Below are 24736 nucleotides of genomic sequence, written 5' to 3' on the forward strand. Positions count from 1 at the left end.
GGAGCCGATCGCCGGCGCCGAACTGCTGCTGGTCGGCGATCGACCCGGCGCGCACCTGCGTGCCGGCGGGTCAGACGACGCGGCGCCCGGCGTTCCAGACCTCGCGCACCACGGGGTGTCCGGCGACGGCGCGCACCCGCACCAGATCCGCCCGCAGCCCGCAGGCCAGGGCGCCCCGGTCGGTGAGGCCGGCCGCGCGCGCGGGCTGCAGCGTGACCAGCCGGATCGCCGCGGGCAGGTCGAGCAGGCCTTCGTCCGCGAGCTGCCAGGCCGCTGCCAGCAGGCTGGCCGGCAGGTAGTCCGAGGACAGCGCGTCCAGCACGCCCTCGCGCACCAGGGTCACCGCGGCCACGTTGCCCGCGTGGGAGGTGCCACGCAGCACGTTGGGTGCGCCCGCGAGTGTCAGCAGGCCGAGGCGGCGGGCGCGGCGGGCGGCATCGAGCGTGGTCGGGAACTCGCAGATCACGGCGCCCAGGTGGTGCGCCTCGTCGGCGTGTGCGGCCGTGGTGTCGTCGTGCGAGGCGAGTGCCATGCCGGTGGCGCGGGCGTAGGCGGAGAACCAGTCGCGGTTCGGGCCGGCGTGGTCGCGCTGGCGGGCCGGTGCGAGCTGGACCTCGTGGTCGAACTGCGCGTCGGTCCAGCCCTTCTTGCCGGTGTAGTAGACGCGGGCATGGTCCAGATCGGACCACTGGCGCTGCCCCGGCGTGTGGTCCATCAGCGAGATCAGTCCCAGCCGGGCGTGGTGGGCAAACGGCTCGAACAGCGCACGCGCGTTGGCGGCCGGCAGTTCGCAGCGGGCGTGGATGCGGTGGTCGGCGCGCAGCACGCCGGCGGCTTCCAGCGCATCGAGCACGGGCAGCAGCTCGCCCTGGTTCTGCGCGCGGAAGCCCTGGTGGTAAGGGTCGCCGACGCCGATCGCGTCGAACACCGTCGTGATGCCGGCGCAGGCCACCTCGGCGTCATGGGCCTGCACGGCGCCCCACATCGGGAAGCGCACCTTGGGGCGCGGCATGACGTGGCGCTCCAGATTGTCCGTGTGCAATTCCACCAGGCCCGGCAGGAGGTAGTCGCCGTCCAGATCGATCGCCGAAGGCAGGGCCGAGTGCGCGCGGTCCAGATCGACGATGCGACCCTCCCGCAACACCACCGTGCCCGTCACCACCTCCCCTGGCAGCACCAGCCGCGCGCGGGTCATCACCTGTTCTTGTTGCATGTTCGGGAGTTTGCACTGCGCAGATGGGCCGCCGATGTGCAGTGTTCACAACGGGGGGCTCATCCTGAAAATCTGGTACCCGAGAGGTCCGGGGTCGGAAAACTTGATGTGCCAGACTGCACGAAACCGGCCGGAACCCTGTAGGCTATGCGACAGCCGAATGCCTGCAATCTTCCTTCATGAGCGCCCGTTACGCGATTTATCTCACCCCGCCCGTCGACCACCCCCTGTGGCAAGCCGGATGCACCTGGCTGGGCCGTGACCCGTCCAGCGACCTCGCCCCGTCTCCGCCATCACGGCGGGCCACGCCGTGGCGTTACGGCTTCCATGCCACGCTCAAGCCGCCGATGCGGCTGGCCGAAGGCACGTCGATGCAGGGACTGCATGCGGCGCTGACCGTGCTGAGCCGGCAGCTCCAGGCGTTCGACATGCCTGCACTGGAGGTCGGCACGCTCGCGGACTTCATCGTGCTGCAGACGGCCGGGCCGCTGGATGCGGACCACCCCCTGCACCGTCTGGCCGACACCTGCGTGCGCGACCTCGACAGCTTCCGCGATCCACCAACGGCTGCCGACCTGCAGCGACTGCAGAGCCGGCGCCCGCTCGATGTGCACCAGTCCGAACTGCTGGCGCGCTGGGGCTACCCCTACGTGCTCGACGGCTGGACCTTCCACTGCACGCTGAGCGACTCGGTGGTCGATGCCGGTGAACGCCAGGTCTGGCTCGATCTGGCACGGACGTTCTTCTCGCCAGCACTGGAGCGCCCGTGGCGCTGCGACGCGCTGAGCCTGTACGTCGAGCCCAGCGCCGGGGCGCCGATGCAATTGCTGCGGCGCTACCCGCTCAAGGGCTGAACACCGGCCCTCGCCGGCGTTGCGCCGGTCAGAAGTTGATGCCGACCTTGGCGCCGAAGGTCAGCGGGTCGTAGTCCACGCCGCTGCGCGAGGTGGTCGCGTGGTAGCGGATGTCGAAGCCGGTGTAGAGCGCACCCGCCCGGTAGTTCATGCCCGCCGCGGCGCCCACGCCCAGCAGCGTCCGGTCATTGCCCGGCGTGCTGACCTGGAAGGCGCCCACGCTCGGGCCGACACCTGCGGACAGGCCATCCCCCAGCGGCACCGTGTAGCGCGGCGACACCTCGAACCCGGTCACCGAGGTGCCGTTCTTGCTCGAATGCGTCAGGTTCAGGTGGCTGCGGATGCGCTGGTCCGGCGTCTGCATGAGGCCGCAGTTGAAGTTCAGGTCCAGACCCCAGGCGTTGGCATCCGGGCCGGTGCCGGGGCCGATGCGGCTGCCGGTCAGCGCCAGCGAGGCGTCGGGCTTCCAGGCCGGGTTGTTGAAGGCGGGCAACCACTGCCAGCCGTCGGCGGCGTGGGCGGCTGGCGCCGTCAGGGCGGTCAGGGCCAGGGTGAGGGCGGTGACGGCGAGTGCGGTGCTTTTTTGCATGGTGTCGGGGTCAGTGGAAAGACGGTCCGACTGTAGGGCCGCTCCGCAGTTCCCCGACTGATCTGAATCACTCCGCCCCTGCTCAGCAAGCCTTCAGCCTGCCCAGGGCGGGGGGCGGGCCTCAGGCGGGCATGGCGGTTCGCGTCTGGGCCTTGCCTGCGGCGGTGGCAAACCAGCGCGGCCGGCCATCGCTGCCCGCCAGCGGCAGCGCCCAGGCCTTCTGCTGCAGGTGCCCGAGCACGGTGAGCACGGTGGCCTCGTCCAGCCGGCTGTCCTGCGCCAGTCCGGCGACGGTGCGCAGCGCGACATCGCCTTCGGTCAGGGCCAGCAGGACCAGCTTTTCCTGCGCCAGTGCGGGTGGTGTGCCGAGTCCGGCGCCGCTGGGCGGGCCGGAGCGCTGGCGCGGGGCGGCGTCTTCCGCGGCGTCGATGGCCGGCTCCTCGGTGATTTGCGCGCGGGCGAGGGCCTGTGCGGTCTCGGCGTCGGACTGGGCGGTCAGCGCCGCTTCGGTGGCGTCGGTGGCGCGCTGGCGGGCCTGCTCGGCGGTGGTGGTGGCGGCGTCCGCCTGGGCGCGGGCGTCGCGCACCTCGCGCATCAGCCGCTCGGTCAGCGAGCCGATGAAGGCCCGCGACGACACCGCGGCCACCAGACAGAAGCCCGCCAGGTTCAGCAGCAGCACCGGGTTGCCCGCCTGGCCCGCCGTGCCGCGGATCTTGTCGATCAGGTCGGCCGAGATCATCGCCAGGAACAGCGGCACCATGAAGGCCGCCGTGATGCCGATGACGACGTGCTTCCACCACGCCAGCCGCGCCGTCTCGGGCGCCTCGGACAGGAAGCCGTTCACCAGGCCGCCCAGGGCGCCTGAGAGGAGCATCACCTCGGTGATGACGAGCAGATCGGTTGGCATGTGTGTTCCCCCGGTTGGTGCGCCAGCGGCGACAGCGTAGGGGGCAAGGGTTCAGTTTGTCCAGTTCCGGCTGAGCGGACGCCAGGGTTCCCGCAGGACGGCAGCGATCTGGGTGTCGCGCGGGTGGGCCTGGGGATCGGCCACGCCGAGTGCTGCGGGGGCAGCGCCGGGCCGGTAGACGAAGGTGCCGAAGAGCTGGTCCCACACCGACAGCACGGCGCCGTAGTTGCCCGCCTCGGCCGGGTCGGCGCTGTGGTGGTAGCGGTGCAGCTCGGTGCCGACCAGCAGGTGGTTCAGCGGGCCGACCCGGCTGTCCACGTTGAAATGCGACACCAGCCCCTGGAAGCCGGTGACCACGCCCGCCACGAACACCGCTTCGGGTGCTAAGCCCAGCCAGCAGGGCGGCAGCGCCAGCAGCGCCCGCACGAGGACCGCGTTCAGCGGATGGCCGATCGCGTGCATCAGCACGTAGACCTGTTGCGGCAGGTGGTGCGCCACATGCACGCGCCACAGGAACTGCCCGAGGCGGCTGCGGCTTTCGTGGCTGTAGCGGTGCACGGCGTACCAGAGCCCGTCGGTGAGCAGCAGCGACACGCCCACCGCCGGCAGCAGCGGCCAGCCAGCCAGCGCCTGACCGCGCGTGAGGGCGAGCTGGGTGGCGAGCCCCGTCGCCGCCCACTGCGTCGCCCCGAGCGTTGCCGCCCCCAGCAGCAGGAAGGGCAGGTCGCGCTGCAGGAAGCGCGGGCAGGCCGGGCGGGCTGGACAAGGGGGACAGGTGGGGCAGTTTCGGCATCGCGGCAGGTGGACAGCGTGTCCAATAATGGGGAGGTGTCCACGATGGTCGTGGCCGGCCGCGTGCGGCGCCAGATCACCGGCGCTGTCTTGGTCCGGAACCGGACACGTCCCGCCTGCGTGTCCAGCATCGCCTCCGGTAGTGCCCCATGTCTGTCCCTGAACCTGTGCCCGTCCGTCCCGATCGCCGTGTCCGTCGCACCCGCGAGGCGCTGCGCGACGCCCTGCTGGCGCTGCTGGTCGAGCGCGGCTGGGACGACATCGACGTGCAGGCCCTGTGCGTGCGTGCCGACATCGGCCGTTCCACCTTCTACCTGCACTTTCCCAACAAGGAGGCGCTGCTGCGCGGCAGCCTCGCCGAGCCGCTCGCCTTCCTGGGGGGACTGATCGCCATGTGCACGCGCAGCAGCAGGTGTTCCGGGCGCTGCTCGGGCGGCGCTCCGGGCAGATCGTGCAGGAACGCTTCCGCGAGATGCTGGTGGAACTGGTCGAGCAGGACCTGGGCCTTCGCCTCGACGCCGACTGGCCGGCCCGCGCCAGGGCGCATTGCCTGGCCGGCGCGCTGTTCCAGTTGCTGGTCTGGTGGCTGGGCAGCGTGCCGGATCGGTCGCCGCAGGAGGTCGAGGCGCTGTTCCGCGGGTTCAGTGCGGGTGCCGGTGTTCAAGCGGGGTGTGGGTGTGGAGATGGCCTGGAGGATGGCGGGGGAGATCACGGTCCGGCATCCTGTGCCGGATGACAATTCTGGCCTCTACCCTCTGGACTGTTGCCGTGTCTGCTCCCCGCCCCACCTCCGCCGACTTCCCCCACCACCACCGCGTCACCACCCGCTGGACCGACAACGACTGCTACGGCCATGTCAACAACGCCATCTACTACCAGTACTTCGACAGCGTCATCAACGCCTACCTCATTGCCGAGGGCCAGCTCGACATCCACCGCGGCGACGTGGTCGGCTTCATCGTGCGCTCCGAATGCGATTTCTTCGCCCCGGTTGCCTACCCGGGCGAGGTGGACATCGGCGTGGCGGTGGTCAAGCTCGGCAACTCCTCGGTGACCTACGAGACCGGCCTGTTCAAGCCGGGCGCGCCGGACGCCTGCGCGGTCGGCCGCATGGTGCATGTGTTCGTGGACACCGCGACGCAGCGCCCGGTGGCCATTCCGGCGTCGATCCGTGCCGCGCTGGCGCAGCTCGTGCGGCCGGGTTGAGGCCGGGGTGCTCGCGCGCCTGTTGCGGTGGATCGGGCTGGTCGGTGCGCTGGGCGTGGCCGGCTGGGTTGGCTGGTGTTTCCGGCAGGGGTTCGGCCTCGGCGCCACGCTCGGGCCGGTGCTGGCGCTGCTGGGCCTGAATGCGCTGGCCCTCGCGCTGGAGCAGGCGATGGCGGCGGCGGTCCACGGCCAGGATCCGGCGCCGCGGCCGAGCGTGGCAGCGCGGTGCCGGGCCTGGGCGCGCGAGCTGTGGTCGTCGACCCTGGCCTTCGGCTGGGCAATGCCGTTTGCCAGCCAGCGCTGGCCGGACACGCCGACCGGGGCGGGCACGGGCGGGCGCGGCGTGCTGCTGGTCCACGGCTACCTGTGCAACCGCGGCTTCTGGAACCCGTGGTATCCGCGGCTGCAGGCGCTGGGCGTCCCGGTTGTCAGCGTGAGCCTGGAGCCGGTGTTCTGCTCGATCGAAGACTATGCGGACCAGATCGACGCCGCGCTGGTGCAGCTCCAGCGCGCCACCGGGCAGGCGCCGCTGGTGGTCTGCCACAGCATGGGTGGTCTGGCGGTGCGCGCGTGGCGGCGGTCGCGGCTGCTGCGCGGGGAGGACGCTGCGGCGACAGATGCCCGTGTCCACCACGTCCTGACGATCGGCACGCCGCACCGCGGCACCTGGCTCGCCCGCTTCGGGCGGCGGCCCAACGCGATCCAGATGCGCCGGGACAGCCCGTGGCTGCAGGGGCTGGCGGCCAGCGAATCGGCGGCGTGGCGGGCGCGGTTCATCTGCGTCTGGAGTGCGTGCGACAACGTCACCTTTCCGCCGCGCTGCGCGACGCTGGACGGCGCGGCGCCCATCCACCAGCCTGGCCGTGCGCACCAGGATCTGCTCGACGACCCGGCAGTCTTCACGCTGGTGCTGGCCTTGCGGGAGTCTGGGTCAACGTGAGTCCCTGCCGGACGTTGTTCCACGAGACGTTCATGTCCTGAGGGGATTCCTGATGCAGATGCAGATGCGCGATGTGGTTCGGGCCGGCTCGCTGGCCTTGCTGGTGGTGGCAACGACGGGGTGCTGCGTGATGTCGCCGGTGCTCAGCGTCTGCGGGCCGGGTGGCGGGTTCGGGGGGCGTGGCGGTGGACACGGCGGTGGGCACGGTGGTGGGCACGGTGGTGGGCACGGTGGTGGGCACGGTGGTGGGCACGGTGGTGGACGTCACCACCTGCTTGGTGCTGCACCGCAGCCGGTGTCGGATGTCACGGCCGTGGCGGCGGTCGAAACCGTGGCGCTGTCGTCGATGTACGTGGCTGCAGACGCCGAGACCGTCGCCGCGCCGGTGGAGCGCTGATCGCGTTCAGTCTGCCGTGGGCAGCAGCCGCGTCACCGCGGCGCTGGCGAGTTCACTGATGCGCATCAGGATGTCGGTGCCCATCTCGGGCGTGTAGCGGGTCGGGTCGGGCGAGCCGAGCACCAGCATGCCGAACGCCGGTCCCGAGTAGCTGCGCCGCAGCGGCAGCAGCGCCAGCGACGCCACGGCCGAAGGATGGCCGAGCCAGCGCACCGCCTCGAAGGTGGTGTTGGCGCCGCAATACGGTGTGCGCAGGCTGGAGGCGAAGCGTTGCAGATCCGGCCCGACGCTGCGGGCCACCGGCTCGCTGGCATAGGCTGGTGCCACGTCCCACAGCCGCATGGCGACCTGCGGGATCTGGAACTGTTCCTGCAGGTCGATCACCAGCATGTCGGGGATGTCGCGCGGGTCGGTCACCAGCATCAGCGCGCACACCCACTGGTGCAGGCGGTCGGTCAATGCGGCGTTGTCCTGGCCGTGGCGGATCATGTCCATCAGCCGCCGTTCCAGGCCGCGGATGCGCTCGCGCAGCATCTCCATCTGGCGTTGCTGCAGCGACACCGCCCGCGGGCCGTGCGGATTGGCCAGTTCGACGTGGGTCAGCAGTTCGGCGTGCCGCTCGAAAAAACCGGGCGTGCGGACCAGGTAGCTGGCGATGTCGATTTCGGAGATGCCCTGCGTGCTCATGGGCAGCAGGGTATCGCAGGGTTTTGCGGCAATGCGCAGGAAAAGCCGGTCAGGGACCAGCCTTCATTGCCGGAATCAAGTGAACCGGCAATCTCGGTCCGGGAACGCCACGGTGCCTTCGAATACCGTCACGGCTGGCCCGGTCATGCGCACGCTGTGGCCGATGCCGTCCCAGGCGATGGTGAGCTGCCCGCCGCGGGTGTCCACGTCGACCACCGCGTCCAGCCAGCCCAGCCGGATACCGGCGACCACCGCGGCACACGCCCCGGTTCCGCAGGCCAGCGTCTCGCCTGCGCCGCGTTCGTACACGCGCAGCCGGACATGGCCGCGGTCGACGACCTGCAGGAAGCCAGCGTTGACCTTGCGCGGAAAAGTTGCATGCGCCTCGACCCACGGTCCGACTTCGGCGACGGGCGCGGTGTCCACGTTCTCGACACGCTGCACGGCGTGTGGGTTGCCCATCGACACGGCTGCGACCTCGACCACCTGCGCGGGATCGGCCGGGTTCGCCAGTGGCCAGAGTTCGAAGCCGTTGACCAGCCGCGGTGCCAGCCCGGTGGGCTCGAACGGGATCTGCGCGGGCGCGAAGATCGGCTGGTTCATGTCCACGGTGACCCGGCCGTCCGGCGTCATCTCCAGCACGATGCGGTTGTTCATCGTCTCGACACGCACGGTGTCGCGGTCTGTCAGCCCGTGGTCGCGCACATAGCGCATGAAGCAGCGCGCGCCATTGCCGCAGTGCTCGACCTCCTCGCCCGTCGCGCCGTTGAAGATCCGGTAGCGGAAATCGGCGTCGGCGGCGCGGGCTGGCTCGACCACGAGGATCTGGTCCGCGCCGATGCCGAAGCGCCGGTCGCCGATGAAGCGCAGATCGGCCTCGCTCAGGTCGAGCGGCGCGCGGGTGGCGTCCAGCACGACGAAGTCGTTGCCGAGGCCGTGCATCTTGGTGAAGGGGAGGGGGGGGCGGGCGGTCATGGGGGAATTATCGCGGGGCTCAGGGGACAAACGCCATTTGCGCGCCACGGGCCACGTCGCGCATCAGGCGATGCAGTCCGCCCGTGGGGCGGTCAACCAGCGGGGTGCTTTCCACGCGGCGCAGCAGGCCGACAGCGGGTGCAAACAGCGTGTAGCAATCATGGTCGTAATGCTGTGCCGATCGGTAGACCAGTCCGGCATAGCCATGATGGGCGGCGTCACTGGCCAGTTCCTGCGTGCAGGCGAAACGCAGTGAGGTCAGCACCGGCCATGTTGGTGTGTGCGGACGCAGATCCAGCAGCGTGACGGGCTCGGTCAGTTGCACCCACAGCAGGCTGCGCGTCTCCAGGTCCGTCATCGAGAGTGCCTTGGCCTCTCGCCGCGCGAGGGTTTCATAGGCTGCCGTTTCCGGCTCTTCCGCGAAGTACCCGACGGGAGCGTTTGGCAGGTCGAACCGGCCGGTCAGCAGTCCGGTCGGTGGCAGGCGCACCGCGCCGATGGCTACGGTGCAAGCTGTGCGGCGCGTGCGCTGGATGCGGTACATCGAATGCAGCCGCGGGAGGGTGTGTTCCTGGCAGTAGGTGAGGTCGCTCAGTTTCATGCGGGAAGGTCGCGGTTCACGCGCCTTCCGCCCGGGCCACGTCGAGCACGCGCTCGGCCTGACCCTGTTCCAGTGCCTGTCGCGGCGTCAGTCCTTCGAGGCCGCCGTGCGGTGTCTCGAAGAAGTTCAGCAGTGCCCAGCCTTCGTGCAATCCCAGTGCCTGACCGATGACGGGCAGGTGGTCCCAGAGCGCCGGCTCGAACTGCCAGCGCGGCACCTTGAAGCCGCGCTTGGTCTGCGTCAGCCCGATGCAGCGACCCTTGTTGATCCAGGCGTTGACGGTCACACGACTCGTGCCGAGCAGGGCGGCGGCTTCGTCGGTGGTCATCATGTCGGCCTGATCGAGGCGGCGCAGGCGGCTGTCGAGACTGGCATGGAGCAGGGTGCTGGTTTCGGAGGCACTCAGGTAGGGCGAAGGTTGGGCGGCGCGTGTGCTTCGGCGTGGAATGGCGGAAGACGTCGGGGTTTCAGTCGTGTGGGGTTTCATGGTGGGGATGACTGAGGTGCCGTGTGTCATGGCGCGTTGCGGCCGTTGACCTTGGTCTGACTGAAAAATCCACGCGAGGTATTGCGATGAGCGTGCCCGAGTCCTTTGTCTCCGCGTGGAAGTGCATGCTTTTGCTGTGTGCTCGCAAGCAGCAAAAGCATGGATGTCTTGACTGCTTTTCGATAGCCCTCATACGCATCTGCCTCTGCGGCACTTGGTCCGCAGATCACGCTCCTGGCGTATTCCAAGTACGCCGAACGCATCTCTTCGTATGCAGTTGAGACAGTCGATGGATCAGAGTCGAGCATTACCGCAAGCATGTGCTACTTCCCCTTTGGGCTCGACATTTCGTCAATCTCGTTAAGTTGGGAAGTGTAGCTCAATACAACCCCGCCTCCCCCACCGGCCGCGTCTTGAACCGCTTGTGCACCCACAGATACTGCTCCGGCATCTTGCGCACCTCCTCCTCGATCCAGCGGTTGATGCGCGCCGTGTCGGCCTCGGCATCCGCTGTCGGGAAATCGGGCCAGGGGTCGAGCACGCGCATGCGCCAGCCCTGGCCACCCGGCAGCATCTCGCCGACCACCGGCTGCACGGTCATGTTCAGCAGGTGCGCCATGCGCGACGGCGCCAGCAGCGTCGCCGCCGGCACGCCGAAGAAGGGCACGAAGGCCGCGTCCTTCGCGCCGAAATCCATGTCCGGCAGGTTGAAGAACGCATCCCCGCGCTTGATCGCCCGCATCAGCGCCCGTGCGCCTTCCTGCCGCGCATACACCTCCACGCCACCGAAGCGCAGCCGGCCGCGGCGCACGGCGGCGTCGAAGACGGGGTTGGTCTGGGCCTGGTAGATCGAGCCGGCGTGGCGCGTCTGGTTGAGCAGCAGGCCGATGCCGACCGCGTCCAGCGCCAGGAAGTGCGGCACGAGCCACATCACCGGGCGGTCGCTGCGCTCGGCGAGCTTCACGTCGCCTTCGACGTGGATCAGCCGCTGCAGGCGTTCACGCGAGGCGTACCAGAGCACGCCTCGCTCCAGGAAGCTGCGGCCCAGCCAGCCGAAGTGGGCGCGGGCGATGGCCTCGCGCTCGGCGAGGGGCTTCTCGGGCATGCAGAGTTCGAGGTTGCGCAGCGCGATGCGCCGGCGTGACTTGCCGAACTTCCACAGCAGCGCACCCAGCCCCAGGCCTAGCCGGTGTTGCGCGCCCATCGGCAGCCAGTGCAGCAGCCACAGCATGCCCAGCACCGCATGGGCGCCAGCGCGGGAGAGGAACGATTTCATGCGGGGTCGGTCGGCGTTGGGGCAGGGGTGTCGATCGGCCGAGGCGCCTTGTAGCGGTGGTAGCCCCAGAGGTACTGGCCGGGATTCTGGCGGATCAGTGTTTCCATCGCGCGATTGACCACACCCGCGCCCAGTGCGGCCAGCCGGTCGGGGTCCGGCTCCGCGCGTGCGTCGGGCAGCGGCTCGGCCGGCGGGCTGACGCGGACCACGAAGCCACGCCCGGCCGGCAGCCGCTCGCAGCTCAGCAGCAGCCAGTGGGCGCCGGTCTGCGCCACCAGCCGCGTCGCCAGCGTCATCGTGTAAGCCTCGCGGCCGAAGAACGGCGCCCACACGCCCATGCCCTCGGGCGGCACCTGGTCCGGCAGCAGGCCGATCGTGCCGCCCTTGCGCAGCGCTCGGATCATCTGGCGCACCCCGGCCAGCGTGGCCGGCGCCATCTCCAGGCCGGCCCGGTTGCGGGACTGCGCCACCAGATCGCGCAGCCAGGCCTTGCGGGCCGGGCGGTACAGCGCGGTCATCGGATACCGGGCGCCGAAGCGTTCGGCGTAGGCCTGGCCGATGATCTCGAAACAGCCCAGGTGCGGCGTCAGCAGCACCAGCCCGCGGCCTTCGGCCAGTGTTGCCTCCAGCAGATCCACCCCTTCCCAGCGCACCAGATCGCCCAGGCGCTCGTCGGGGCCGCGGCTCCACAGCCAGGGCAGCTCCGCCACCATGCGGCCGGCCGAGGCGATCGCCGGGCGCGCCGCTGGCCACGGCACACCGGCCTGGGCCACGTGGTCACGCAGGCGGCGGCGGTAGGTGGGCGAACCCAGCCAGGCCAGCCAGCCCAGCAGCCCGCCGATGGCGTGCAGCAGGGGCAGGGGCGTGCGTGCGCCCACTCGGAACAGGGTTGAAATCACGATGCTGGGGGCAGGGCTAGAATTGAAAGTTCGCCGAGTTAAGGAACAACTTGCGGGGCGACGGGCCGGAGCCGACACCACGACGTCGAATCAGGCACGCTTCTTCCAGATTTCTCAATGAGAAGTGCTGAAGTTGAACCAAACCGCTAAAGCGTTCGCCGCAGGCTCCCGAATAGCACGGCGACACGCCCCGATCAGCTTGTCCGACTTCAGGAGTTTATAAGTGGCGAACGATTTCCTCTTCACATCCGAATCCGTCTCGGAAGGTCACCCCGACAAGGTCGCCGACCAGATCTCCGACGCGATCCTCGACGCGATCTTCGAACAGGACCCGCGCAGCCGCGTGGCCGCCGAGACGCTGTGCAACACGGGCCTCGTCGTGCTGGCGGGCGAGATCACGACCAACGCGCACGTCGACTACATCCAGGTCGCCCGCGACACCATCAAGCGCATCGGCTACGACAACACCGAGTACGGCATCGACTACAAGGGCTGCGCGGTGCTGGTGGCCTACGACAAGCAGTCGAACGACATCGCGCAGGGCGTCGACCACGCGAGCGACGACCACCTGAACACCGGCGCCGGTGACCAGGGCCTGATGTTCGGCTACGCCTGCGACGAGACGCCGGAGCTGATGCCCGCGCCGATCTACTACGCGCACCGCCTCGTCGAGCGCCAGGCCCAGCTCCGCAAGGACGGCCGCATGCCCTTCCTGCGCCCGGACGCCAAGGGCCAGGTGACGATGCGCTACGTCGATGGCAAGCCGCACTCGATCGACACGGTGGTGCTCTCCACCCAGCACGACCCGGACCAGAGCGCGACGCAGACGACGATGAAGGCTTCGTTCATTGAGGCGATCCGCGAGGAGCTGATCAAGCCGGTGCTGCCGAAGGAGTGGATCACCGCGGACACCAAGTTCCTGATCAACCCGACCGGCCGCTTCGTCATCGGTGGCCCGCAAGGCGACTGTGGCCTGACCGGCCGCAAGATCATCGTCGACACCTACGGCGGCGCGTGCCCGCACGGCGGCGGCGCGTTCTCGGGCAAGGATCCGACCAAGGTGGACCGCTCGGCGGCGTATGCGGCGCGCTACGTGGCGAAGAACATCGTGGCGGCGGGGCTGGCCAAGCAGTGCCAGATCCAGGTGGCCTACGCGATCGGCGTGGCGCGGCCGATGAACGTGACGGTCTACACCGAAGGCACGGGCGTGATCCCGGACGAGAAGATCGCCGCGCTGGTCAACGAGTTCTTCGACCTGCGTCCGCGCGGGATCATCCAGATGCTGGATCTGCTGCGGCCGATCTACACGAAGACCGCCGCGTACGGGCACTTCGGGCGGGAGGAGCCGGAGTTCACGTGGGAGCGCACGGACAAGGCACAGGCGCTGCGCGCTGCTGCCGGGCTGTGAGTGCTGGCGGGCCCGCCACGGCCCGCGCTGTCAGAGGCAAGGAAAAAGGGGCCGCGATCTGCGGCCCCTTTCTTGTATCGGCTGTGCAGATGTCAGTGGTGCCCGTGCGACTCCATGCGGAACACCGCCACCGCATCGACCAGCCCCTGCGCCTGCTCCGCCAGGCTCTCGGCGGAGGCCGTCCCCTGGTTGACGAGCGCGGCGTTCTGCTGCGTGGCCTGGTCCATCTGCGAGACAGCCTGACCGACCTGCGCCACGCCGGTGCTCTGCTCGGCGCTGGCGGTGCTGATCTCGCCGACCAGTGACGCCACGCGCTGGATCGAGTCCACGATCTCCTGCATCTTGCGGCCCGCCTGGTCGACCTGGCTCGACCCTTGCTCGACCCGCTCGACGCTGACGGAAATCAGCGACTTGATCTCCCGCGCGGCATCCGCGCTGCGCAGCGCCAGCGACCGCACTTCGGCGGCGACCACCGCGAAGCCGCGGCCCTGCTCGCCGGCCCGCGCCGCCTCGACCGCCGCGTTGAGCGCGAGGATGTTGGTCTGGAAGGCGATGCCGTCGATGACGCCGATGATCTCGGAGATCTTGCGCGACGCTTCGTGGATGCCCTTCATCGTCACCACCACCTGGGTCACGACCGCGCCGCCCTCGGCCGCGATTTGTGACGAGGCTCGGGCCACCTCGCTGGCCTGCAGGGCATTCTGGGCGTTGTGCTGGACGGTGGTGCCGAGCTGCTCCATGGTGGCCGCCGTCTGTTCGAGCGCGGCGGCCTGCTCCTCGGTGCGCGAGGACAGGTCGCGGTTGCTCTGGGCGATGCGGCCGCTGGTGGCTGCTACCTGCTCCGATCCTTCGCGCACCGCGCTGACGGCCCGCACCAGCGCGGTCTGCATCGACTGCAACTGTGCCATCAGGCTTTCGGTGTCTCCCGGATTCACGGGTACCGGACTGCCCAGATCGCCCGCGGCCACGGCACGCGCCACCGCCACGGCCGTGGCCGGCTCGCCGCCCAGCTGCCTGCGCAGCCGCCGCACGAACAGCGAAGCCATGCCGACCCCCGCCACCACGGCGCAGCCCAGCAGCCCGAGCATGCCTTTCCACGCCATCGCCTTGACGGTGCTGGCCCGCTCGCTCGTGGTGTGGCTGCCCTCGAAGTTGTAGGTGGACAGCGCTTCAAGCGCGCCCAGCAGTGCGTCGACGTGGGTGCTGGAGGCACCGTCGCTGATGTCGGCTGCGTCCTGGTGCTGCTTGTCGCGCCCCAGGGCGATCACGCGCTGCTGGGACTTCAGGTAGGCCTCCCAGTGCTTGCGGACCTCGGCGAGCAGGCCGGCTTCCTGGTCACCGCTGACCTGCTGGCCGTAGTCCAGCAGCGCCTGGTCGGCGGTCTTCATCGCGGCGCCGATCTTCTCTTCGTATTCCGCGTGGTAGCTGCGGTCTTCGGTGCGGCTGTGGCGGATCTCGACGTCGCGGGCCTCGATCACCGCCGCGCGGGCCGAGGCGATCCGCCCGACGCCGGGCAGCCATTTTTCGGACAGCGCGTTCGTTTCCGTACCGACGTGGTGCAGTCCGAACAGTCCGACAGCGCCGACCGCGATCGTCAGCAGCACCACCAGCGCGAACGCCAGGTGCAGCTGCGCGCTCAGCCCCAGTCGCCCGGCGGCGTCACGGGCGTGGTGAATGCGTTTCATGGGCGTACTCCGTGGAGCGCGGCCACGGCATGCGGCCGCAGGGGGACATCACTTCTTGTGGCCGATGTAGCTGACGCCGATGATCTTGCCGCCCGCGTCCTTGATCGGGTGGTAGCAGGCGTCGAAGGGGGTGCCGAGCACGTCGATCGGGCCGCAGTACGTGCCCCCCTTGCTCACCGCCTCGTAGGCGGCGTTGCGGGCCAGCTGGGTGCCGACGCCACGCTTGCCTTCGGGGGTCAGCACGTTGGTGCTGACGCGCACGAACTCGTCGCCGTCCTTGACGAAGACCGTGGCGGTGGCGCTGTGGGCCTTGCGCACGGCGTCGACGACGTCGTAGTTGTTGTTGATCTTGCGGTCGCCGAAGTAGAGCGCGGGGACGGTCTTGCCACCGACGGTGTCGGTGCCCTCCAGCCGGGCGGCGCCGATGCGGGTGAGCCGCGCATCCAGATCGGCGATGGTCGCCTTCGGGTCGTTGGCGTGGGCGGCACCGGTCGCCGCAAGCGCCAGGATCGCAGCGGACAGAAACTGAATTCGCTTCATGGCAGTCCAGTCGAGATGAGGTGTGAAGAATGAAGAAACCGCCCGGATCGGACGGTTTCATTCATGCTGACACCAGACTGACGACCATGGCGCCGGAAACTGGCAGAGGAACCGGGGCTTCTTCCGGCTCAGTTCCTGCCCTCCGGTGTCGATAGATCAGCGGCGCGGCGGACGGCCCTGGCCCGGCGCCGGGCGATCACCGTCGCGCCGCGGGCCGGCCGGGCGCTGGTCGCGCCGATCGCCACGCGGCGCATGCGGGCGGTCCGCCTGGGGCGCCGGGGCCTCGGCAGCCTCCTTGCGCGCGATCTCCAGCACGCGGTCCAGATCCGACTCCGGCAGCCCCTTGAGCACGCAGAAGTTCGCCCGCGTGAGCGTGGTCTTCTCGAAGTCGCGCAGCAGCTGTGCGCGGTTGCGGCGCTTCTGCTCCTGCAGCTCCTGCTCTTCGCGCTGCTGGGTCTGGGCGGCACGTTCCTCGGCGCGGGCCTTGTCCCGGTTGGCGCGTTCGGCTTCGGCTTCCTTGACGCGGCGCTCCTGGTGCACGGCGCGGCGGCGGTCCAGCTCTTCCTGGGCGACCTGGCGGTGCTCGTCGGTGATCTCGCCCGCCGGCTGGCCGTCGAGGTCGAAGCGGTGCTCGGCCTTGGTCAGCGCGATCAGGTAGGCGGTCGTGCCGGTGTGGCGGCGCAGGAACGCCGACATCACCGCCTTGGTGAACACGCCCGGCGCGCGTTCCTTGATGTCGGCCTGGATGCGCAGCTTCAGCGGCTTGGCGACGTTGCCGGCGAACAGCGCGGGGAAGCGGTCCTTGAGCTGGCGGGCGCACTCCGACGGGGTCATCTCGGGCACCTTGGCCACGGCCGCAGCCTCGACCACGGCGGCGTCCGCGACCGGTTCCGCCGCGGGCTCGACAGCGGCATCCGCGACGGGCTCGGCGATGGACTCGGCGACGGGCTGTGCAGCCTCTTCAGGGACGATCGGGGTGTCAGACGTGGACATGGGGCGGTGGTCGTTGGGACAGAAAAGGGCTCCATTGTGGCGGCAAGCCGCTCACACCGCCCGCGGCCGCACCTTCGACGCTGCCAGCCTGGCCTGGACCCGCGCCGTTTCCACGTCCGCGTCATGCACCAGCGCCACGCCCATGCGGCGCTTGACGAAGCTCTCCGGCTTGCCGAACAGGCGGACTTCCGAGTTCGGCACGCGCAGCGCTTCGTCCACGCCGTCGAACACGATGCCGGTCGCTTCGACGCCGCCGTAGATCACCGCGCTGGCGCCCGGGCTCTTCAGCGCGGTGCTCACCGGCAGGCCGAGGATGGCGCGGGCGTGCAGCTCGAACTCGTTCTGCCACTGGGTGATCATCGTGACCATGCCGGTGTCGTGCGGGCGCGGGCTGACCTCGCTGAACCAGACCTGGGCGCCCTTGACGAACAGCTCCACGCCGAACAGCCCCTGGCCGCCGAGGTTGTCGGTGACGGCCTTGGCGATGCGGCGGGATTCCTCCAGCGCGGCGGGGTGCATCGGGTGCGGCTGCCAGCTTTCCACATAGTCGCCGCTGACCTGAACGTGGCCGATCGGGTCGCAGAAGTGGGTCTCGACCTGGCCGTCCGCCCCGAGGGCGCGCACGGTGAGCTGGGTGATCTCGTAGTCGAAGTCGATGAAGCCCTCGACGATGACGCGGCCGTGGCTGACCCGGCCGCCCGCCATCGCGTAGTCCCAGGCTTGCGCCACATCGGCAGGGCCGTCGAGCTTGCTCTGGCCCTTGCCGGAGCTGCTCATCACCGGCTTGACAACGCAGGGGTAGCCGATGCCACCGTCGATCGCGGCCTGCAGCTCGTCGAGCGAATCGCAGAACTGGTAGGGGCTGGTCGGCAGGCCGAGCGTCTCGGCGGCCAGGCGGCGGATGCCCTCGCGGTCCATCGTCAGCCGGGCGGCGCGGGCGGTGGGAATGACGCGCACGACGCCCTCGGCTTCCAGCGCTTCGAGCGTCTGGGTGGCGATGGCCTCGATCTCGGGCACGACGACGTCCGGGCGCTCGGCCTCGATCAGGGCACGCAGCGCGGCCGGGTCGCTCATGGCGATGGTGCGGGCGTGGTGCGCGACTTGCTGGCCGGGGGCGTGCTCGTAGCGGTCGACGGCGATGGTCTCGACGCCCAGGCGCTGCAGCGCGATCAGGACTTCCTTGCCGAGTTCACCGCTGCCAAGCAGCATGACGCGGGTCGCGTTCGGGGAATGGGGGGTACCGAGTGCTTGCATGGGGCGGTCCGCTGCGGGCGGCGCAGATGAACAATCCACGATTGTCGCTGCGGGACGGCTGGGGCGTGGTCTTGTGCCAGGTCAGGGTTTGCCCATCCGGCCAGGAATTGATGGAGCGCAAGGACGCCAGGGCGCTGCGTTTTCATCATGGTGTCATCGAACAAGGATGATTTCCCAGGAGTCCCCATGACTGTCAAGACGCGCGCCGATGCCGTAGTTCCTGCCGCCCCCCGCCGCCGTGCGCCGCGCAAGTCTGTCGCGCTGGTGTCCACGCCGGTGGTGATGGCCGACAAGTCCGCGCCGATCACCGCCGCACGCATGGAGTCCTACGAGGTCAGCGCCGCGACCGAGGCCGCCCGCGAGGTGCAGGCGCTGGCGGTGACCGACCTGCTGGCGCGCCATGCCCGTGGCGAGGGTGGCGATGAATGGCGGGCGCAGTTGCAGGCGCTGATCGATGGCGCCTCGCCCGACGATCTGGCCGTGCTGCGGCACACGCTGCTGAGCCGGGACCAGGGCGCTGCACCGGGCGTGAACCCGGATCTGGAGCTGTCGGCCGGCTGGCGCGAGGGCGCCTATCCCTACCGCCACCTGCTCTCGCGCAAGAGCTACGAGAAGCAGAAGTACCGGCTGCAGGTGGAGTTGCTCAAGCTGCAGGCCTGGGTGAAGGAGACGGGCGCGCGCGTCATCATCCTGTTCGAGGGCCGTGACGCCGCGGGCAAGGGCGGCACGATCAAGCGCTTCATGGAGCACCTCAACCCGCGCGGTGCCCGCGTCGTCGCGCTGGAAAAACCCAGCGAGGTCGAGAGCGGCCAGTGGTACTTCCAGCGCTACGTGCAGCACCTGCCCACGCGCGGCGAGATCGTGCTGTTCGACCGCAGCTGGTACAACCGCGCCGGCGTCGAGCGGGTGATGGGTTTCTGCAGCGACGCGCAGTACGACCAGTTCATGCGCGAGGCGCCGGAGTTCGAGCGCAACCTGGTGCGCAGCGGCATCCACATCTTCAAGTTCTGGTTCTCGGTCAGCCGCGAGGAGCAGCGCCGCCGCTTCAAGGAGCGCCAGGGCCACCCGCTCAAGCAGTGGAAGCTCAGCCCGATCGACCTGGCCTCGCTCGACAAGTGGGACGACTACACCCGCGCGAAGGAGGGCATGTTCCTGCACACCGACACCTCGGATTGCCCGTGGATGGTGATCAAGTCGGACTGCAAGAAGCGCGCGCGGCTCAACGCGATGCGCTACGTGCTGCACCGGCTGCCCTACACGAAGAAGGACGTCACCGTCATCGGGCCGGCCGACCCGCTGGTCGTCGGGCGGCCGTCGCTGGTGTCGAGCGTGCTGGACGATCAGATCACCCCCTCCCAGGGCGGTTGACTGCCACGGTGTTGGCGCGCGGCAAGCGGGGGTTCCTACAATCTCCGTCAGGAGACAAGAACCATGCACGACCCTGCCGCCGAGCTGCCGCCGGCCGAGATTCGCCGTCACTTCATCGTGGCCATCGGGGCGTCAGCCGGAGGGCTGGAGGCGCTGTCGTCGCTCATCGCCCACCTGCCGACCGACCTCAATGTCCCGTACGTGATCCTGCAGCACCTCTCGCCGACCTACCGCAGCATGCTGGCGCAGCTGCTCGGCCGCGAGACGGCGATGGCGGTGCGCGAGATCGAGGACGGCATGGTGCCCGAGCCCAACACGATCTACACCACGCCGCCGAACCGCAACCTCGAGTTCCGGGATGACCGTTTCCTGCTGATCGCGCCGGCGCAGGAGGTGCTGCCCAAGCCGTCGGTCAACACCTTCCTGTACTCGCTGGCCGAGACGCGTGGCGAGGGCGTGATCGGCGTGGTCCTGTCGGGCACGGGCTCGGACGGCGCCTCGGGGCTGCGCGCGGTCAAGGCCAGCGGCGGGCTGACGTTCGCGCAGGATCCGGCGACTGCCAAGTACTCCGGCATGCCGCAGGCCGCGATCGACACCGACTGCGTGGACTGGGTGCTGGCCCCGGCGGACATTGCCCGCGAGATTGCCGGCATCGTGCGCACCCACGGCCTGATCCAGCCCCCGCACCAGGGCCAGAACAGCCCCGCCACGCTCAAGACGCTGCTGGCCAAGGTCCACCGCTACACCAAGGTCGATTTCTCGGGCTACAAGGAAACCACCGTCTGGCGCCGCATCCTGCGCCGCATGGCCGCCAACCGGGTGGCCTCGCTGGACGAGTACATCGCGCTGACCCGCAAGAACCCGGACGAACTCGGCCAGCTCTGCAAGGACATCCTGATCTCGGTGACCTCGTTCTTCCGCGACGGCGAGGCGTTCGTGGCGCTGCGCCGCGCGCTGGAGGAACGGCTGGCGACCAAGCGCATCGGCGACGAGGTGCGCATCTGGGTGCCGGGCTGCGCCACGGGCGAGGAGGTGTACTCGATCGCCATCCTGCTGTCGGAGCTGCTGGGAGCCGGGCGCCACGACTTCAAGATCCAGCTCTTCGCCACCGACATCGACCAGGCGGCCATGAACATCGCCCGGCGCGGGCATTACTCCGAGGCCAGCCTGGCGGGGGTGGACCGGGGGCTGGTGGCGCGCTACTTCAAGCCGCACGGCGACACCTACGAGATCAGCAAGGAGCTGCGCGAGATGGTGGTCTTCGCGCGGCAGAACGTGGTGCAGGATCCGCCGTTCCTGCGCCTGGACCTGGTGTCCTGCCGCAACCTGCTGATCTACTTCCAGAACTCGCTGCAGGAGCGGGTGCTCGACATCTTCCATTACGCGCTGGCGCCGGCCGGGCTGCTGTTCCTGGGCAAGTCGGAGAGCACCTACCAGCGCGACAACCTGTTCGACACGGTGCACCGCGACCAGCGCATCTTCCGCCGCCGCGACGCGCCGGTCAGCAAGTCCACGGTCGTGTCGCTGATGATGGACGCCGCGCCGCCGCACCGCAGCGTGGTGCCGACCAAGCCGCGCACGCTGGAGGAGCGTTTCCTGTCGGCGGCGTCGTCGGCCTATGTGCCGCCGAGCGTGCTGATCAACGCGCAGATGGAGCTGCTGCACGTCTTCGGCGACGTGAGCAATTATCTGGGGCTGCCGGTGGGGCGGGTCGATTTCAACCTGCTCAACCTCATCCGCAAGGACTTCCGCACCGAGGTGCAGACGCTGGTGCACCAGGCCCAGCACAAGCGCGCCGCCGTGTTTGGCCGCCAGCATGACCACGACAAGTCGTCCGGCGCCTTCCGCATCGCGGTGCATCCGATTCCCGGGGTGGAGGTCGAGCCGATGCTGCTGATCGCGTTCGAGCCGGTGACGGTGCCGGATGCGGCCCGGTCCGACCACTTCGACCTGCTGCCCGGCCTGGTCACCAAGGATCTCGAAGACGAGCTGATTGCCACCCGGGAGCACCTGCAGACGGTGATCGAGGAACTGGAGACCTCCAACGAGGAAACCCAGGCGCTCAACGAGGAGATGCAGGCCTCGAACGAGGAGTTGCAGGCCGCCAACGAGGAACTGCAGGCGGCCAACGAGGAGCTGCAGTCCACCAACGAGGAGCTGACCACCGTCAACGAGGAGCTGCAGATCAAGTCGGCCGAGCTGGGCGACGCCAACGCCGACCTGGAGAGCATCCAGAGCAGCGTCGACTACGCCATCGTGGTCGCGGGCGAGCAGCAGCGCCTGCTGCGCTACAACGACACGGCGGCCCGGCTGTTCGGCCTGTCGCCGGCGCGGGTCGGCGACAGCCTGCGCGACGTGCTGGCCGGGCACCGGCTGAACGCGGTGCTGGCGTCCATCGACGAGGTGATCCGCACCCGCCGGCCGCTGGAGCGCCAGCTCACCGAGGGCGGCTGCCACTACCTGCTGCGCGCCTCGCCGCGCATGACCGCGCAGGGCGATGTGCGCGGCTGCGTGCTCAGCCTGCTCGACGAGACGCCGCTGTTCGAGGTCCAGCGCGAGCTGCGCGACAAGGAGCAGCGGCTGATGTCGATCATGACCTTCTCCACCACGCTCATCTCGGTGAAGGACACCTCGGGCCGCTACGAGTTCGTCAACCCGCGCTTCGAGCAGATGCTGCGCCGGATGACCGGGCTGGGCGCGGGCGACATCCTGGGCAAGACCGACCAGCAGGTGTTTCCACCCGACATCGCCCGCACCTTCCGGGAGCGCGACCTGGACGTGCTGCGCTCAGGCGAGGCGTCCGAGAGCCGCGAGATGCTGCCCATCGGCGGGGAGTCGGTGCATTTCATCGCATTGCGGTTTCCGATGATGTCCGATGACGGCGTGATCACGGCGGTGTGTACCAAGCTGGTGGACATCAGCCGGCTGGCGGGTGAGCTGGGCAGTGCCGGCCGCTGAATCCGCCCGGGTGGGGGCGCTGCTGGCGATCTCGCGGGATGTGGTGCTGGTCGTGCGGCACGCTGACCACGCCATCCTCGGCGCCAGCCCGGTGGCCGAGCGGGTCTACGGGTTGACGGTCGAGGTGCTGCGCACGATGCGCTACGACGACCTGGTGACCGACCGGTCTGCGGTGGACGAGATCTTCGCGCGCCACCGCGAGCACGTGCCGCTGCGCTACCACCGCCGTGCCGACGGAAGCCGCTTCCCGGTGGAGATGACCATCCACTGGCTGGAGGGCGACGGCGCCGGCCATGGCGACAGCGACGGCGAGCAGGGCTACTTCCGCATCTGCGATCTCACCGGGGTGGAGCTGGAGGAGCGCCGGTTGCAGGCGGCCAAGGACAGCTACCAGGCGATCTTCCACGCGGCGCCGTTTCCCATCCTGCTGCTGGACCGGCGCGGCATGGTCGCCGCGGCCAATGACGCCGCGCTGGCGCTGTACCGCGGCTCGGAGGCGACGCTGGTCGGTCGGCCGGTGGCGCGGCTGCTGCAGGACGAGCGGATGGCCCGCCGCTATTTCCGCTCGGCCCGCTGGCAGGTGTCGGGCCAGTGGCACCGCCGCTGCGATGGCGAGCTGTTCCTGGCCGACGTGTTCGTCTCGATCGTGCGCCTGCCGGGCGAGGCGCAGGCGGTGATGGTCGTGCGCGACGTCACCGAGGAGCGGGCGCTGCTGGACCGCGTGCAGGCCAGCGAAGCACGCTGGCGCTTCGCCCTCGAAGGCCACGGCGACGCGCTGTGGGAGTGGGATCTGGCGCGCGGCAGCTTCCACGTCTCGCGCCAGCTCAGCGAGCAGATTGGCACCTTTCCCCCCGCCCCGCCCGATGCGGGCACCACCTACTGGAGCGCGCTCGTCCACCCCGGCGACCGGGGTCGGCTGGACCGCGACCTGCTCGCCCACATCAAGGGCGAGACGGCGCTGGTGGACACGGAGGTGCGCCTGCGCCTGCGCGGGGACACCGACCGCTGGTTCTGGCTGCGCGGCCGGGTCATGGAGCGCAACGAGTCGGGGCGCGCGCTGCGGCTGCTGGGCAGCGTGCGCGATGTCCAGCAGCAGAAGCAGCAGGCCGAGGAACTCGCCCACTGGCGCGAGCAGGTGCAGCACACCGCGCGGGTCACCAGCATGGGCGAGATGGCCGCCGCGCTGGCCCATGAGCTGAACCAGCCGCTGACGTCGATCCGCAATTTCAGCGCGGCGGCACTGCGCCGGCTGGACCATGAAGGACTGCGCGACCTGGCCGAGCTGCGGCGGGCGGTGCAGCTGATCGCCGACGAGGCGATGCGGGCCGGGCGGATCATGCAGCACATCCACAACTTCATCCGCAAGGGCCAGTTGCGCACCGAAGCGGTGTCGATCAACGAGCTGATCACCGGTTTCCAGCGCCTGGCCGACATCCAGGCCCGCCGTGCCGAGGCGGTGATCGACCTTGACCTGACGGTGGGTCTGCCGCTGGTGCAGGTGGATCGGGTGCTGGTGGAGCAGCTCCTGCTGAACCTGGTGCGCAACGGGCTCGACGCCATGCCCCCCGCGCCGCACCGCACCAGCGACCGGCCCCGGCGCATCGAGATCAGCACCGCGGTGGACGCCGCCGGGCAGGTGCAAGTCAGCGTGCGCGACAGCGGCATCGGTCTGCCGGCGCATCTGGTCGCGGACCTTTACACCCCGTTCGTGTCCACCAAGCCGGATGGGCTGGGCATGGGGCTGGCCATCTGCCGCTCGATCGTCGAGTCGCACCACGGCCGGCTCTGGGCCGAGGCCAACCCGGCGGGTGGTGCGGTCTTTCATTTCACCTTGCCCGTGGCGGTACCGACCGCGGCACCCCAGGAAACGGCCCATGCCCCCACCCTCGCGCTCCCCGTCGCCCCCGCTCCCGCCAAAGCCCCACGTGTGCGTCGTCGATGACGACGCGATGGTGCGCACCTCGCTGCAGATGCTGCTGGAGGTGCTCGGCATGCGGGTCAGCACCTATGCGGATGCCGCGGCCTTCCTGGCCGACCCGTCGGCGCTGGGCTGCGACGTGCTGCTGCTCGATGTGCGGATGCCGGGCATGAGCGGCCTGCAACTGCAGGCACAGCTCAACGAGCGCCACGCCGACGTGCCCATCCTGTTCATCTCCGGGCATGGCGACATCCCGATGGCGGTGCGGGCCATGCGGGCCGGTGCGCTCGACTTCCTGCAGAAACCGTTCAACGAGCAGGTGCTGATCGACTGGATCCAGACCGCCATCCAGCGGCGCGAGTCCGCCCGCGACCGGGCCGACGGGGCGGACGAGGTGCGGCGCCGGCTGGCCTCGCTGACGCCGCGCGAGCGGGAGGTGCTCGACGCGGTCATGGAGGGCAAGGCCAACAAGGTCATCGCCGTCGACTTCGGGGTCTCGCTCAAGACCGTCGAGCAGCACCGCAGCCGCATGATGAGCAAGCTCGGTGTCCGCAAGGTCGCCGACATCTTTCGCCTGCTCCAGGGGGCGGATCCGCCGGATGCGGGGGGCGCGTTGCTGGGTTAACCCAGCACTGGACACGGGCAGCACGGATTGCTCCTGGACCGGCACGAATTCACAATCTCTCCAAAGCTGTCAACCGTGAAAAATCCCGAAGGTTGCGAGGAGACAAATGTGGTCGAGAGGGCAAGGGCATGTGCGGCATGTGCCCGACGCCCTCTCTTCCTTGC

At 69.5% G+C, this 24736-nt stretch carries 24 protein-coding genes and 1 pseudogene; 11 read left to right on the forward strand and 14 right to left on the reverse strand.

Going from position 1 to position 24736, the window contains the following annotated elements; translation table 11 throughout:
* Positions 1–70: 70 nt before the first annotated feature.
* Positions 71–1213 carry an alpha-D-ribose 1-methylphosphonate 5-triphosphate diphosphatase gene (locus BDD16_RS09075; RefSeq protein WP_179633649.1) on the reverse strand — a complete coding sequence of 381 codons (1143 nt, stop codon included), beginning with the start codon at positions 1211–1213 and terminating at the stop codon, positions 71–73.
* Between the two features lie 179 nt (positions 1214–1392).
* Between BDD16_RS09075 and BDD16_RS09080 the strand changes: the two genes are divergently transcribed.
* A complete protein-coding gene (locus tag BDD16_RS09080) occupies positions 1393–2067 on the forward strand; it encodes a DUF1045 domain-containing protein (protein ID WP_179633650.1) in 675 nt (224 codons plus the stop codon).
* A gap of 28 nt (positions 2068–2095) precedes the next feature.
* Here BDD16_RS09080 and BDD16_RS09085 read toward each other — a convergent pair whose 3' ends face one another.
* The 3 genes from BDD16_RS09085 to BDD16_RS09095 form a co-directional block, all read right to left on the reverse strand.
* The gene (locus tag BDD16_RS09085; RefSeq protein WP_179633651.1) at positions 2096–2656 is read right to left on the reverse strand and encodes an outer membrane beta-barrel protein; all 561 of its coding nucleotides are present in this window, start codon (positions 2654–2656) and stop codon (positions 2096–2098) included.
* 121 nt (positions 2657–2777) lie between these two features.
* Entirely contained in the window at positions 2778–3563 is a 786-nt protein-coding gene (locus BDD16_RS09090; RefSeq protein ID WP_179633652.1) for a YEATS-associated helix-containing protein, read from the reverse strand.
* Positions 3564–3614: 51 nt separating this feature from the next.
* On the reverse strand, positions 3615–4157 hold the full coding sequence (locus BDD16_RS09095; RefSeq protein WP_310732818.1) for a sterol desaturase family protein: 543 nt from the start codon (positions 4155–4157) through the stop codon (positions 3615–3617).
* Between the two features lie 347 nt (positions 4158–4504).
* Here BDD16_RS09095 and BDD16_RS23395 point away from each other — a divergent pair.
* The 5 genes and pseudogenes from BDD16_RS23395 to BDD16_RS09120 all read left to right on the forward strand — a co-directional run.
* Positions 4505–4690 (forward strand): annotated as a pseudogene (locus BDD16_RS23395) (TetR/AcrR family transcriptional regulator); the annotation flags it as partial.
* Between the two features lie 59 nt (positions 4691–4749).
* Positions 4750–5091, forward strand: a complete 342-nt coding sequence (locus tag BDD16_RS09105; RefSeq protein WP_179633653.1) for a hypothetical protein — start codon at positions 4750–4752, stop codon at positions 5089–5091.
* A 32-nt stretch (positions 5092–5123) separates the two neighbouring features.
* The gene (locus tag BDD16_RS09110; protein ID WP_310732817.1) at positions 5124–5561 is read left to right on the forward strand and encodes an acyl-CoA thioesterase; all 438 of its coding nucleotides are present in this window, start codon (positions 5124–5126) and stop codon (positions 5559–5561) included.
* Between the two features lie 7 nt (positions 5562–5568).
* A complete protein-coding gene (locus tag BDD16_RS09115; protein WP_179633655.1) occupies positions 5569–6501 on the forward strand; it encodes an esterase/lipase family protein in 933 nt (310 codons plus the stop codon).
* 52 nt (positions 6502–6553) lie between these two features.
* Positions 6554–6898: a hypothetical protein gene (locus tag BDD16_RS09120; protein WP_179633656.1), complete on the forward strand. Its 345-nt coding sequence runs from the start codon at positions 6554–6556 to the stop codon at positions 6896–6898.
* 6 nt (positions 6899–6904) lie between these two features.
* Here the strand turns inward: BDD16_RS09120 and BDD16_RS09125 are convergent, their stop codons facing one another.
* From BDD16_RS09125 to BDD16_RS09150, 6 genes are all read right to left on the reverse strand, one after another.
* The gene (locus BDD16_RS09125) at positions 6905–7585 is read right to left on the reverse strand and encodes a DUF484 family protein (protein ID WP_179633657.1); all 681 of its coding nucleotides are present in this window, start codon (positions 7583–7585) and stop codon (positions 6905–6907) included.
* A 75-nt stretch (positions 7586–7660) separates the two neighbouring features.
* Positions 7661–8560 (reverse strand): diaminopimelate epimerase, encoded by a 900-nt coding sequence (gene dapF, locus BDD16_RS09130; RefSeq protein ID WP_179633658.1) that lies wholly within the window; start codon positions 8558–8560, stop codon positions 7661–7663.
* 19 nt (positions 8561–8579) lie between these two features.
* On the reverse strand, positions 8580–9161 hold the full coding sequence (locus BDD16_RS09135; RefSeq protein ID WP_179633659.1) for an RES family NAD+ phosphorylase: 582 nt from the start codon (positions 9159–9161) through the stop codon (positions 8580–8582).
* Positions 9162–9177: 16 nt separating this feature from the next.
* On the reverse strand, positions 9178–9648 hold the full coding sequence (locus BDD16_RS09140) for a helix-turn-helix domain-containing protein (RefSeq protein ID WP_179633660.1): 471 nt from the start codon (positions 9646–9648) through the stop codon (positions 9178–9180).
* A gap of 379 nt (positions 9649–10027) precedes the next feature.
* Complete coding sequence (locus BDD16_RS09145) at positions 10028–10924, reverse strand: LpxL/LpxP family acyltransferase (RefSeq protein ID WP_179633661.1); 897 nt, start codon at positions 10922–10924, stop codon at positions 10028–10030.
* Positions 10921–11820: a lysophospholipid acyltransferase family protein gene (locus BDD16_RS09150; RefSeq protein ID WP_179636071.1), complete on the reverse strand. Its 900-nt coding sequence runs from the start codon at positions 11818–11820 to the stop codon at positions 10921–10923. The genes BDD16_RS09145 and BDD16_RS09150 overlap by 4 nt, the downstream gene beginning before the upstream one ends.
* Positions 11821–12046: 226 nt before the next feature.
* Here BDD16_RS09150 and metK point away from each other — a divergent pair, with 226 nt between their 5' ends.
* Positions 12047–13231 (forward strand): methionine adenosyltransferase, encoded by a 1185-nt coding sequence (gene metK / locus BDD16_RS09155; RefSeq protein WP_179633662.1) that lies wholly within the window; start codon positions 12047–12049, stop codon positions 13229–13231.
* 92 nt (positions 13232–13323) lie between these two features.
* On the opposite strand, the gene BDD16_RS23300 is transcribed toward metK, so the two are convergent.
* The 4 genes from BDD16_RS23300 to purT all read right to left on the reverse strand — a co-directional run bounded on the left by BDD16_RS23300 (position 13324) and on the right by purT (position 17703).
* Complete coding sequence (locus BDD16_RS23300) at positions 13324–14916, reverse strand: methyl-accepting chemotaxis protein (protein WP_179633663.1); 1593 nt, start codon at positions 14914–14916, stop codon at positions 13324–13326.
* A gap of 48 nt (positions 14917–14964) precedes the next feature.
* Entirely contained in the window at positions 14965–15456 is a 492-nt protein-coding gene (locus BDD16_RS09165) for a Cache 3/Cache 2 fusion domain-containing protein (protein WP_179633664.1), read from the reverse strand.
* 156 nt (positions 15457–15612) lie between these two features.
* Positions 15613–16449 carry a ProQ/FINO family protein gene (locus BDD16_RS09170; RefSeq protein ID WP_179633665.1) on the reverse strand — a complete coding sequence of 279 codons (837 nt, stop codon included), beginning with the start codon at positions 16447–16449 and terminating at the stop codon, positions 15613–15615.
* A 51-nt stretch (positions 16450–16500) separates the two neighbouring features.
* Positions 16501–17703, reverse strand: a complete 1203-nt coding sequence (gene purT, locus BDD16_RS09175) for a formate-dependent phosphoribosylglycinamide formyltransferase (RefSeq protein WP_179633666.1) — start codon at positions 17701–17703, stop codon at positions 16501–16503.
* A 186-nt stretch (positions 17704–17889) separates the two neighbouring features.
* Between purT and ppk2 the strand changes: the two genes are divergently transcribed.
* The 4 genes from ppk2 (at position 17890) to BDD16_RS09195 (ending at position 24572) form a co-directional block, all read left to right on the forward strand.
* Positions 17890–19071, forward strand: coding sequence for a polyphosphate kinase 2 (gene ppk2 / locus BDD16_RS09180; protein WP_179633667.1), 1182 nt, complete (start codon positions 17890–17892; stop codon positions 19069–19071).
* Between the two features lie 63 nt (positions 19072–19134).
* Positions 19135–22029 (forward strand): chemotaxis protein CheB, encoded by a 2895-nt coding sequence (locus BDD16_RS09185; protein WP_179633668.1) that lies wholly within the window; start codon positions 19135–19137, stop codon positions 22027–22029.
* A complete protein-coding gene (locus tag BDD16_RS09190) occupies positions 22016–23971 on the forward strand; it encodes a PAS domain S-box protein (RefSeq protein ID WP_179633669.1) in 1956 nt (651 codons plus the stop codon). Before BDD16_RS09185 ends, BDD16_RS09190 begins: the two co-directional genes overlap by 14 nt.
* On the forward strand, positions 23955–24572 hold the full coding sequence (locus BDD16_RS09195) for a response regulator transcription factor (RefSeq protein ID WP_310732816.1): 618 nt from the start codon (positions 23955–23957) through the stop codon (positions 24570–24572). Before BDD16_RS09190 ends, BDD16_RS09195 begins: the two co-directional genes overlap by 17 nt.
* Positions 24573–24736: the final 164 nt, after the last annotated feature.

Source organism: Sphaerotilus montanus (assembly GCF_013410775.1).
GTDB lineage: Bacteria > Pseudomonadota > Gammaproteobacteria > Burkholderiales > Burkholderiaceae_C > Sphaerotilus > Sphaerotilus montanus.